This window comes from Campylobacter concisus (assembly GCF_003048595.2).
Lineage (GTDB): Bacteria > Campylobacterota > Campylobacteria > Campylobacterales > Campylobacteraceae > Campylobacter_A > Campylobacter_A concisus_L.
Genome location: NZ_CP049270.1, coordinates 565,808 through 577,229, shown reverse-complemented (window position 1 = coordinate 577,229; position 11,422 = coordinate 565,808). Strand labels below are relative to the sequence as shown.

The following is an 11,422-nucleotide window of genomic DNA, read 5'->3' as shown; positions in this document are numbered from 1 at the left end:
AAAATGCTTTTAAATATGATAAATCAGGCGTTATGAAAAATTAATTTTTAAAGGCTAAAATGTGAGAAATTCTTTAAAGGAGCGAGTTATGAAAAAGGTTATATTTGCCGTTATCTGCGGTCTATTTTTAGTTGGTTGTGCTAAAAATGAGCCAAAGCCAGCTGAGCCTCAAGGTGCAAGTTGCGGATGTGCTCATCATCAAAAAATGATGCAAGAAAATATGCCAAGCTGCCCTCATCATGGCATGCAAGGTGCAATGCATGAGCAAATGCCAGCAGGCTGCCCAGCTCACGCAAAATAGATAAAGTGCCAAATGGCACTTTATTTTAATATAACCTTATCTCCCTTAGTGCCTAAAACCTGCACTTTCTCGCCGTTTTTTAGCGCTCCGTCATACTTCCAAAGAGTGCCTTTAAAATAGACCATATTTTCTCTGATCTCGCCAACTCCTGGCTCATCTAAAAACTCCTCGTTAAAGCTCTCTTTTTTAGCCATAAATTTACTCTTTAACGGCGCCTTTAAGAGCGCAAGCAAGATAAATGCAAGCACTAAGACAGCTAAAATTTGAAAGCTCCACTCAAAATTAAAGCCAAAATTTACCGCTCCAACGATGATAAAAGCTAAGCCAAAAAATAGCAGATAAAATGAAAATAGCATAAGCTCAGCCGCGCACAAGAGCGCGCCGATGGCTATCATTATAAAAGGACTTATCACGCCTTATCCTTAGCTAAGAAATTTTTTAAAACGCTAAGCGAGCCAATTAGCTCAGCCGCTTCATAAGGGACTAAAATTTTATCTTTTGAGCTATTTTTAGCTAGCTCGCTAAATGCCCCGACCCTGTCACGCGCAAGCAAAAATTCAGCCGCATTTGCGTTTTTGCTCATGCTGTCATTTATCATATCCATAGCCTCTTTTTGAGCCGTTGCGATGGCGATTTGCTCGTATTTTTTCGCATCAGCCATACGCTCGATCGCCTCTGCTTGAAGCACTTTTTCTTGCTTTAGCGCCTCTGCGTTGCGTATTAGTGCCTCTTTTTCAGCCAAGGCTTTTAGCTCGATAGCGCGCTTTTCACGCTCGGCTTTCATCTGCATATTCATCGCCTCTTCGATGCCAAGTGGGACAGAAATTTCAGAAATTTCAACCCTCATGATCTTTACGCCCCAGTTGCCAGCTGCATCGCCAAGAGCCACTTGAAGTGCAGCATTTAGGCGGTCACGTGAGCTTAGTGTATCATCAAGGTTCATCGCACCTATCTCGCCACGAAGCGTTGTCATGGCTAAATTTGCAATGGCGCGTTTGTAGTTATCAACATTATAAACCGCCATTTTTGCGTCAAAAACCTTTAAAAAGACGATCCCATCGACGCTAATATTAACGTTATCTTTTGTGATGACTTGCTGTTTTGTGATATCAACAAGCTGCTCTTTTATAGTTATGATCGCCCTTATCTGATCTACGAATGGGATGATAATGTGAAATCCCCCGTCAAGCACCTTGTGAAATTTACCAAGTCGCTCGATCAGCAAGTTATCTGCTTGCGACACGATCTTGATGCCAGCTTTTAAAAACAAAAATGCAAAAATGACCAAAACAACGACTAAAACGCCAAATGTCTCAACTTGCATCTTCTCTCCTTTAATTTATAATTTGTTATTTTCTTAAGTATTATAATACATTTTAAATTTTATTTTCAAAAAGGATCAGCATGAAAAATTTTATCTTTGCACTAAGTGCGGCTCTACTTTTAGCAGGTTGCGCTACGTCAAACCAAAGCGCGAGCGTCCCACAAGGCAAATGTGAAGTAAAAGGTAGTTGCATGGCTCCAGTAAGCAGCATCGAAGGCACTTATAAGGCGTTTTTACCTTGCGCTAGCTGCATGGGTATAGACTCAACCCTCACACTAAAAAAGGACGGCACATTTGAAAGTGTAATGAACTACAAGTCAAAAGACAACTACAAAGCCGTTAGCAAGGGCAAATACTCACTCAATAATGGCATTATCACAACCGTTGATGAGTATAAAGAGAAGAGCTTTTATAAGATCGAGGGAGAGAGCCTAAAGATGCTTGACATGGATCAAAAAGAGGTCACTGGCGAGCTAAAAGATAAATACATCTTTAAACGCGTAAAATAAATTTTAAAGGCAAAATGATATAATTTTGCAATTTTTAAGGAGTTGCAAATGAAATATCTTTTTGCCATACTTATCTCATTTTTCATCCTTGGCTGCGCAAAAAATGAAAATTTAGAGCCAAAACAAAACACACAAAATACAGTAAAAGAAGACAAACCACTAGTTCAGGCAAATACGCCCAAAAAGCCAGAAAAGCTAATACTTCCAAACTCAATTTATAGTAGTTTTCACACTATTTTGCCTTGCCCAAATTGCGAAGGCATAAAAACTATCATTACGCTAAATAAAGATAAAACCTACACAAAAACAATGCTTACTATGGATAAAGAAGTAAGCTTGGTTGAAAAAAATGGTACATTTGATGTTGATGATAGTGCTATCATTTTAAAAGATGAAAATGGCAATCTTAGCTATTTCGCGCCAAATAAAAACTCACTTCTTCAGCTTGATGATAAGAAAAATAAGCGAGTTGGCGTGCTAGCTCAAATTTATAATTTCGAGCCAGTAAATAAAGCTTACAAAGATAGTTTTTTTGCTAAATTTTATAAATTTAAAAACAAAGATAACTTTTTAGATATCGTAATCGTGCCAAGTAAAAATGGCGCGAAAATAAGTTTTTATTCATCATTAAAAAATGGCTCACCACTTTGCGAGTTTAGTTCGGAGCTACTTTACGACAAGGGAATTTTTTACCTTTTAGATGAAAAAGGCATTGCTCTAAGCATACACAGGATAAATAATGCAATTTTTCTAGTAGCAAACGATAAAATTTGTAAAAATGCTCACATAAGCGGACGATATAAAAAAGATAAAGATCAAAAAAATCTCTTTGGCAAAGGCTTTTTTGCAGAGCTGACAAACGAATTAGCAAATAGAGATGTGATAAAAATTTATGGCTCAAAAAACATAAAACGGGATAACACAAAAAAAGAAAACAGCTACATCGTAACAAACAAAAATGAAAGAATTTTTGAATACACCTTACTAAATGGCATTATCACAAGCATTGAAATTTACTCAAACGAGTTTAAAACTCCAGAAAATATCAGCCTTAAATCAAATTTCAAAGATATAAAAAATTCTCTTGTTATCTCTAAATTTAGTAGTGACAAAAACAATATCTATCTAAAAATAGATAGCCACGATATGCTAATCACACTAAAAAATCCACTTGCCAAAGATATAACAAGCCTAAACGATATCCCAGATGAAACAAAGATAGAGCAAATAACGCTAATGTGGAATCAATAAGTTGAAAGAATATCTTAAACTTTTAAAAGAGGAGAAAAATTTTCGCCTCTTAAGCATCATTCAGCTTATATGCTATTTTGGCGTATGGTTTTCGCACACAGGTATTTTTACCCTTCTTATCAAGCTTGACGCTCCTGTTTGGGCGATTACGCTAAGTGCAGCGATGGCATTTATCCCAGGTGTTGTCATAGCTCCATTTAGTGGAATTTTAGTTGATAAATTTAGCCCAAAACCAATGCTTGTCATCATGATGGCAGTTGAGACGATAAGCGTTTTTATGCTTCTTTTTATAGACTCACTTGATTTTTTATGGTTACTTTTACTTATCATTTTTATTAGAAATGGCACTGGTGGAATGTATTTTCAAGTAGAGATGAGCGTGCTGCCAAAAATTTTAAGCAAAGAAAATCTCAAACTCGCAAACGAGATCCACTCTATCATCTGGGCAGTCTCATACACTGCTGGCATGGGGCTTGCTGGAGTTTATATACACTTTTTTGGGATAAAAAGCGCCTTTTTGCTTGATGGTATACTATACATTTTTAGCTTTGGATTTTTATATTTTTTAAATTTGCAAGGTCTAAAGCCAGAATTTATAGAAAAACCACTAAAAATGCTAAAAAATGGCCTTGTGTATTTAAAAGAAAATAGACTCATCGTGCATCTTATATTTTTGCACGCCTTTGTTGGCATTACCGCTTATGACGCATTGATCGCACTTTTGGCTGATTACAAATATGCAAATTTACTCTCGACATCATTAATTATAGGACTATTAAATACTTCAAGATCCATTTCACTTATGTTTGCTCCAGCCATACTTAGTAAATTTATAAATAAAAACACGCTTATTTTCGTATATATCGGTCAAGGTCTTGGTATTATCATTTGGGCTTTATCGCTTTGGAATTTTTATCTATCGCTTATTGGCATTATCTTTGCTGGATTTTGCACATCAAGTCTTTGGAGCTACACCTATACGATGCTTCAGCAAAACTGCAAAAAAGAATTTTATGGCCGAGTGATTGCATATAACGATATGGTTTTTCTTGGCTTTAGCGCTCTCATTTCATTTATCATTGGTCTGCTTTATGATATTGGACTTAGTGTTGAGATGATTGCGAGTTTTATGGGAAGTCTCTTTTTTATAGGGGCCTTTTACTATCACGTAGTATTAAAAAGCTACAAAATAAGGTGATTAATTTTAAATTAAGTCGCCTAAGTTAAAAGGCGACTTGGTAAATTTTTATTTTTTTAGATAGTAGGTAGTTCCATTTGAAAAGCGTTTTTCATAAGCTGGAGTGTAAGGCACAAGATCGGCGTGCCCAGCGTAAAGCCTACCATCTGGCTTAAGCAATTTATGAAGCCTCTCAACACATTTTAATCTAAAATCATCATCAAAATAGATCATCATATTTCTTGAAAGTACGATATCAAATTTTCCTAGGTTAAAAATAGCATCATCAAAAACATTTAAAATTTTAAACTCACACCTCGGTAAGTTTTCTTTTTTTATCTTAAATTTATCATCGACTTTTGTAAAAAATCTCTCTTTTTGAAAATCGCTTAACCTATGCAAGCTCCTCTCACTAAAAATACCATTTTGACAGCTTGCTATGGCTTCTGAGTTTATATCTATACCTACGATTGAAATTTCATGCTGTTTAAATCCCATCTCATAAGCAAGCATTGCAAGCGAATATGACTCATCTCCAGTAGAGCAAGGAGCACACAAAATCCTAGCTCCTCCAAGCTCCTTTGCGTAATAGATCACATCTTTAAGTTGAGGCAACTCTCTATAAAAATAAGTCTCATTTACAGTTACTAGATTTAAAATATCTTGTCGTAAGCTTGTGTTATATCTTATCATCGAAACAAGATCTTTAAAGCTTTTTATCTGGCGATCTCTAATAAAAATGGTAATTCGCTGCAACGTAATATCTCTTTTTGGCTCCAGATCAACTCCGCAAAGGGTTTTGATAACGTTCATAAATTCATTAAAACTATCCATATCTTGTGGAGTATTTGTTTGCATTGTTTTTGTATCTTTTGCGTCATTAGTTAGTAGCATTTAAAAAATCCTCCAGCTCTTTTTTTATCATAGTTAGATTTAATGATTTTAAGCTTTGATTTAGCTCTTTTGCACGTTTTGGCATACCATAAACTATCGCGCTCTCTTCATTTTCAGCTATACATTTTGCTCCAGCCTTATAAAGCTTATCAAGCCCAGATGCACCATCGTCTCCGATGCCAGTTAGCAAGATAGCTAAGACATTTGCACTTTTGCAAATTCCAACTCCAGATTTAAACAACACATCAACATTTGGCGTATATATAGTCTTTTCTTCTGTATTTGGTTTTGCGCTGATTGGTAAATTTGGTGATACCACTACATTTTGTTCGCAGACATATACGGTATTTTCTTTTAAAATTTTCCTCTCATTTAAAATTTCAACATCTAAGCCACACTCTTTTCCGATTTGCATAGCAAAAGAGTTTATAAACATTTTATTCATGTGCTGGGCTATCACGATGATAGCTCCATTTAGTTTTACGTTTTTTAGTAACTTTTTTAAATGCCCAGGCCCGCCAGTAGACGCCCCTATTAATATTAATTTTTGTGCCACAAATAGCCTTTAAAATTTTAATTTAATATTTAGCTTACACCACTTTTTGTATATCGTCAATATCCTTGCCACTCTTTATATGCCTTGCTAATTTTTAAGCAAATTTATAGATCATTTCTTTGTGATCTTATATAAAAAGCTAAAAATTTCAGCAACAGCTTTATATAAATTTGGTGGAATTTCTTGATCAACTTCAACTTTGCTTAAAATTTCAATAAGATCAGGATCCTCTTTGATCGGTATATCATGCTCTTTTGCTAGATCAATTATTCTATTTGCTATCTCGCCAGCGCCACTAGCCAGCACTCTTGGAGCATTGTCTTTAGATCTGTTGTAACCAAGAGCTACTGCTTTTTTCTTATTTACTTGCATTAAATTTTCTTATCAAAGCCCACATCAAGGCCGCCAAATTTTTTAAATCTATCATTTAGCTTTACTTTTGATAAAGTCTTGATATTAAAGTTTGAAACTATGAGTCCAAGCTTTGATATTGCTTGCTTTAATTCGCTAGAGTTTGTGAGGATTAGCTCCTTAAACTCATTTGTTTGCGTAGCTACCGAGAGATCAATGTACCTTTTATCAATAAGTCCAATCATCACATTTATCTGTCCAAATTTCTTAAAATTTAGATCGATCTGAGCGTAAAATTTATCCTTTTTACCTTGCTTAAATGCGATATTTCCACCCTCAACGCCGTCCCAAATATAAGGCATATAAGTTTGGATCCCGCCTTGAAGGCTTGATATCATTTGATGCATCTCGATCTGTGAAATCATCTTATTTGCAGCATTTACACTTTGCTGGTTTTGACTCTTTTCACTAATATTTAAAAGCGTACTTTTTATATCTTGGCTTAGCACCTTTGAAATTTCGCCACTATTTTTAGTTGTAATGTTATTTATATCGTTTGTAGCGAGATTTAGCTGCTTTAAAAGCGCCTTGCTCTCACTTAGCTCGTTTTTAGCCAAACTTGCCTTAGCATCAGCAAGACTTAGGCTATGAGCAAGACGCCTCGCTGCACTTTGGAGCTTATCTTGTAAGCTGCCATCCTTTGAAACATCACTCATCTCATTAAACGCTTTTACAAGCCCCACTTCATCGCCTATGTTATTTAGCGTTTTTAGATCATTTTTTATGCTATCAAGGATAGTTTTTAGCTCTTTGTGATTTTGGCTAAAACCAAAATTTTGATTTAGCTTTTCATTTGCTAGGCTTGCGACTTTCTCGCTTAAATTTGAGATGAAATTTTGCATTTTGTTTATTTGATTTTTTACTAGCTCGCCATTTTGATCTTTTGAAAAATTTTTATCTAAAAATTTAACCACACTATCAAGCTTATCAACATCTTTTAAAAGCGTTTTTATGTTTGAGTTATCAAGGATATTTTTTGCGTCACTACTCGCTTTTTCAAGTATAGAAGCAAGCTTTGAAAAAGAATTTTGATTGTCTAATTTTTCATCATTTAGGGTTAAAATTTGATTTAGCAAATTCCCGCTTGAGAGATTTTTTATATCACTTAGTAGCTTCTGAACCGAGCTTGGAAGCTTCTCTGGACTGAGTGCATCTTTTAAATTTGCTTCAAGCATTACGCCTGAGTTTTTGATCTGGTCATTTAGTGAGCCGGCTTTTAGATCGGCTATTGGTTTTAGAAATTCTTTTAGCTTTAGTGCAAGGCTCTTTATCTCAGGGCTTTCATTTTGGATTGCTTCTGCTTCTAAACTTTTTGCAAGGTCTGATAGCTCGCCTGCTAAATTTGGAGCGATTTTCGTGTCTTTTGCCTGAGATAAAATTTGTTCAGCCTTGCTAAGACTTGAAGCGCTTTTTAGATCATCAAGCACTCTTGCAACGAGTTTTCCAACATTATCAAGTGTCTCTGAAATGCTCTGCTCATTAGGCGTTTGTACGCTTGGCTGATTTTTAAAAAGCGAGCCTTCATTTTTACGAACTGGCACATTTTGAGTAGTATTTTGCCCGGTTTGAACCGAAGTGTTTGATATATTCAAAGAATTTCCTACGTCCATTTTTTACTTTTTATTTTTTCTATCGGCAAAATTTCCATTTTGCTCAATAGTAGCGATGCCAGCCGTCCTTGCAACGAGCCTGTCGTTGTACTCTTTTCTCATGTGCTGCGGTATTGTCTTTTGCGTTAGTGCAAATAAAATAAGCCCAGCAAAAAGTACCAAATAAACATAGATAAAGCCAAATGCTCCAAAAATTTTCATCGCATAACTCATAAGAAGCGGCGAGAAAAGCGAAGCCAAAGAGTAGCTAAATAACAAAGCACGTGCAACTTGCACGCTCTTTGTCTTGTCTGTGATCTCATCATTTGCTCTAGCTAAAGAAAGTCCATATGTGCAAAAAATTCCAGCCCCAAAAAAGAATGAAAGTAGATATTCAATCGTTAAATTTTTGCCATTTAGCAAAAACAAAACCGCACTTATTAAAGCCACGCTACTACAAAGCAAAATAGCTGGCCTTCTGCCATATCTATCAGAGAAACTACCGATAAAAACTTGAGCTAAAAAGCCTCCGATCATCGCAACCGTCATAAAAAATGACGCCTCTTTTGTGCCGTATCCTTGAAGCAAGACAAAAAGGCTTGCCATCGAAAAAAAGCCATTTATTGCTAAGCCTGCAATGAGCGCACCAACAAGAGCGAGCGGGACGATACCAAAAATTTTTGGGATATTTATGGGCTGACGCTCTGGGATTTGAGGCTGATTTATACGGATCAAATTTAATGGAATGCTTGAGAGCATGATAAAAGCTGCACTTATGATGAAAATTTCAAAGGTATTAAGATCAAGCGCTAAGATCAAAATGCCAAGTCCAAAACTTGTGTAAAAAACGCCTTCATAAAAGGCTATCACACGAGATCTTATTTTATTTGGAATTTTTGCATTTAGCCAGCTTTCTATAACCATCAAAAGCGCGTAGTAGCAATATCCCAAAAATGCACGCAATATCGCCCAGAATACTAAATTTTGATTTACCGCATGAAGCATAGCTGAGACTGCAAAAATGGCTGAAAAGATGGCAAATGCTCTGATGTGGCCAGTAGTTGAGATGACTCTGTGAGCTGTAATGGTGCTAATTAACGCACCCACAAAAAAGCCCGTGTTAATTAATCCGATCTCTAGCTCACCCACTCCATTTTGCTTAAGAAGTGCGCTACAAGATGCGATGACTAGGCCATTTCCGATAAAAAGTAAACTCATGCCCAAAAATAGCGGTCCCATCGAGCGGATGATCCTAAAGCTACTTGCCATCAGTGTCCTTTGCGGTATTAAATTTATTCTCCATAAGCCCAAAAATAAATGCACCAATAGGCATCGGAGCAAGCCCAACTAAAAAACCAGACACATTTAGTAAATTTTCATTTTTTAAAAAAATGAATCCAAAAAAAAGTATCGCGTAAGCGACCAAGCGGTAAGGCATAAAGGCTGCTAAAAAACTCTTATCTTTAAATGAAAATTTCTGCTTTTTTAGCCTTGCTTTTTCTTCTTTTAGGCTAAATTCTTTTGCCTCATTTTGCACCAAATTTTCATCATCTTCATCATCCTCTTCTTCTATCTTGGCTAAAATTTCCTCTCTTGCATTTTCTAGCCGAGAATTTATGCGGTTTTTATAGGCAAAAAAACTAGCTGTTAAGATGATAAGCGAGGCAAAAAATGAAATTTGTGAGCTTATGAAAAATTGATTTGATATAAATTTGCCAACCACGCTAAGAGCTAACCAAAGCACAAAATAGCAAATCAAAAGCCTACTAATCGTCCTCATCATCGCCTTTTGTGTAGCCTTTATATCTGCTTTCATCTTTTAGCTCATCTAAGCTTTTTATCTGTGCTTTGTAAGCTTTATAGACATTTAAAATAGCAGCTGCGATGCCAATAGCAAAGCCTATCCAAAGAGCTGGCGTAAAATTTGTAGCCTTTTTTATAAAATACCCAAGTCCGGTGCCAAGCAAAATCGCAACTACGATTGAAACGCCAAGACTTAGTTGCTCAGCACCTGCTACGATATCTTTTATCTTAATTTTTGCCATTAAGCTTTTATCTCCAAAAATGCCTCTTTAGCTGCATTTACCGCCAGATCGATATCCGCCTCACTCATCGCATCGCAGACAAATCCAGTCTCAAACTGACTTGGCGCTAGATAAATTCCACGCTTAAGCATAGCTTGGTGAAATTTAGCAAATAGCTTTGTATCACTCTTTAACGCATCGTCGTAGTTTTTCACGGCATGATCTGTAAAAAAGTAGCCAAACATCGAGCCACGAACATCAGTTTGGATGGTGATGCCAACGCTTTTTGCAGCTTCTTTAAAGCCAGCCATCAGTTTTGTGGCAAGTTTTTCGAGTCTAGCGTATAAATTTGGATCACTATTTATCTTTGAAATCGCTGCTATACCAGCGCTCATAGCCACTGGGTTGCCACTTAGCGTGCCTGCTTGATAGACAGCACCATCTGGGCTTAAGCAGTCCATGATCTTAGCCTTGCCACCAAATGCAGCGACGTTCATGCCTCCGCCTATAACCTTGCCAAATGTGATGAGATCAGCGTCCACCTCATGAAATGGATATGAGCCAAGGCGTGAGGCTCTAAAGCCACTCATAACCTCATCAAGGATAAGCACAGCGCCAAATTTATCGCAAAGCGCTCTAAGCTCCTCTAAAAATTTCTTATCAGCTGGCACAAGCCCCATATTTCCAGCGATAGGCTCGATTATGACGACGCCTATTTTGTCTTTATTATTTTCAAAGATAGCTTTTACGCTCTCGATATCGTTATAAACTGCTAAATAGGTGTTTTTCACAACGTCTTGTGGCACGCCGCTGCTTGAAGCATTGCCGTATGTCGTTGCGCCACTTCCTGCTTTGATAAGAAGTGCATCGCTGTGTCCGTGATAGCAGCCTTCAAATTTTATTAGTCCATCTTTTTTAGAATATCCTCTAGCCACTCTGATAGCGCTCATGGTAGCCTCTGTGCCAGAGCTTACGAAGCGAATTTTATCTATTTGTTTAAACTCATCACATATTAGCTTTGCTAGAGCGGTCTCTTTTGGAGATGGCGCGCCGTAAGATACGCCTTGTTTTACAGCAGAGATGATAGCTTCTTCGATATCTTTGTCACAGTGGCCAAATATGAGCGGTCCCCAGCTTTGGATGAAATCAAGGTATTTTTTGCCCTCGACGTCGTATAGATAAGCGCCCTTTGCGTGGTCTATCATCACAGGCTCACCACCAACGCTTCCAAATGCACGAACAGGCGAATTTACGCCACCTGGGATATATTTTTTGGCTTCGCTAAATGCCTCTTTATTTGTCATTTTTTATCCTTTTGATTTTGTGGTTTTAAATTTGTCTTTTGATTATCTTTTGGGTTTGCAGCTGGTTTTGCTGGCGACTTTG

General features: G+C 36.8%; 14 protein-coding genes. 4 read left to right on the top strand and 10 right to left on the bottom strand.

What is annotated here, in order from left to right; genetic code table 11:
• The first annotated feature begins 88 nt into the window (after positions 1-88).
• Positions 89-301 (top strand): hypothetical protein, encoded by a 213-nt coding sequence (locus CVT15_RS02930; RefSeq protein WP_087581098.1) that lies wholly within the window; start codon positions 89-91, stop codon positions 299-301.
• A gap of 20 nt (positions 302-321) precedes the next feature.
• On the opposite strand, the gene CVT15_RS02925 is transcribed toward CVT15_RS02930, so the two are convergent.
• The gene (locus CVT15_RS02925; RefSeq protein ID WP_103576761.1) at positions 322-714 is read right to left on the bottom strand and encodes an NfeD family protein; all 393 of its coding nucleotides are present in this window, start codon (positions 712-714) and stop codon (positions 322-324) included.
• On the bottom strand, positions 711-1,625 hold the full coding sequence (locus CVT15_RS02920; protein WP_021089647.1) for an SPFH domain-containing protein: 915 nt from the start codon (positions 1,623-1,625) through the stop codon (positions 711-713). The genes CVT15_RS02925 and CVT15_RS02920 overlap by 4 nt, the downstream gene beginning before the upstream one ends.
• An 80-nt stretch (positions 1,626-1,705) precedes the next feature.
• On the opposite strand from CVT15_RS02920, the gene CVT15_RS02915 reads away from it, so the two are divergent.
• From CVT15_RS02915 to CVT15_RS02905, 3 genes are read left to right on the top strand one after another with little or no spacing between them, the layout of a single operon-like run.
• Complete coding sequence (locus tag CVT15_RS02915) at positions 1,706-2,134, top strand: copper resistance protein NlpE (RefSeq protein WP_103576762.1); 429 nt, start codon at positions 1,706-1,708, stop codon at positions 2,132-2,134.
• A gap of 48 nt (positions 2,135-2,182) precedes the next feature.
• Positions 2,183-3,385, top strand: a complete 1,203-nt coding sequence (locus CVT15_RS02910; protein ID WP_107897995.1) for a copper resistance protein NlpE — start codon at positions 2,183-2,185, stop codon at positions 3,383-3,385.
• Between the two features lies 1 nt (position 3,386).
• Positions 3,387-4,583: an MFS transporter gene (locus CVT15_RS02905; RefSeq protein ID WP_103576376.1), complete on the top strand. Its 1,197-nt coding sequence runs from the start codon at positions 3,387-3,389 to the stop codon at positions 4,581-4,583.
• A gap of 48 nt (positions 4,584-4,631) precedes the next feature.
• Here CVT15_RS02905 and CVT15_RS02900 read toward each other — a convergent pair whose 3' ends face one another.
• The 8 genes from CVT15_RS02900 to hemL form a co-directional block, all read right to left on the bottom strand.
• Positions 4,632-5,456, bottom strand: a complete 825-nt coding sequence (locus CVT15_RS02900) for a CheR family methyltransferase (protein WP_103576375.1) — start codon at positions 5,454-5,456, stop codon at positions 4,632-4,634.
• The gene (locus tag CVT15_RS02895) at positions 5,443-6,012 is read right to left on the bottom strand and encodes a CheB methylesterase domain-containing protein (protein ID WP_103576374.1); all 570 of its coding nucleotides are present in this window, start codon (positions 6,010-6,012) and stop codon (positions 5,443-5,445) included. Before CVT15_RS02895 ends, CVT15_RS02900 begins: the two co-directional genes overlap by 14 nt.
• A gap of 111 nt (positions 6,013-6,123) precedes the next feature.
• Entirely contained in the window at positions 6,124-6,384 is a 261-nt protein-coding gene (locus CVT15_RS02890; RefSeq protein ID WP_021090972.1) for a FlhB-like flagellar biosynthesis protein, read from the bottom strand.
• Positions 6,384-8,015 (bottom strand): flagellar hook-length control protein FliK, encoded by a 1,632-nt coding sequence (locus tag CVT15_RS02885; protein ID WP_196088073.1) that lies wholly within the window; start codon positions 8,013-8,015, stop codon positions 6,384-6,386. Before CVT15_RS02885 ends, CVT15_RS02890 begins: the two co-directional genes overlap by 1 nt.
• A gap of 21 nt (positions 8,016-8,036) precedes the next feature.
• Positions 8,037-9,281, bottom strand: a complete 1,245-nt coding sequence (locus tag CVT15_RS02880) for an MFS transporter (protein WP_084040818.1) — start codon at positions 9,279-9,281, stop codon at positions 8,037-8,039.
• Complete coding sequence (locus CVT15_RS02875; protein WP_230853969.1) at positions 9,271-9,828, bottom strand: hypothetical protein; 558 nt, start codon at positions 9,826-9,828, stop codon at positions 9,271-9,273. Before CVT15_RS02875 ends, CVT15_RS02880 begins: the two co-directional genes overlap by 11 nt.
• A complete protein-coding gene (locus tag CVT15_RS02870; protein WP_103577300.1) occupies positions 9,779-10,057 on the bottom strand; it encodes an AtpZ/AtpI family protein in 279 nt (92 codons plus the stop codon). The genes CVT15_RS02875 and CVT15_RS02870 overlap by 50 nt, the downstream gene beginning before the upstream one ends.
• Entirely contained in the window at positions 10,057-11,340 is a 1,284-nt protein-coding gene (gene hemL, locus CVT15_RS02865; RefSeq protein ID WP_103577299.1) for a glutamate-1-semialdehyde 2,1-aminomutase, read from the bottom strand. Before hemL ends, CVT15_RS02870 begins: the two co-directional genes overlap by 1 nt.
• Positions 11,341-11,422: the final 82 nt, after the last annotated feature.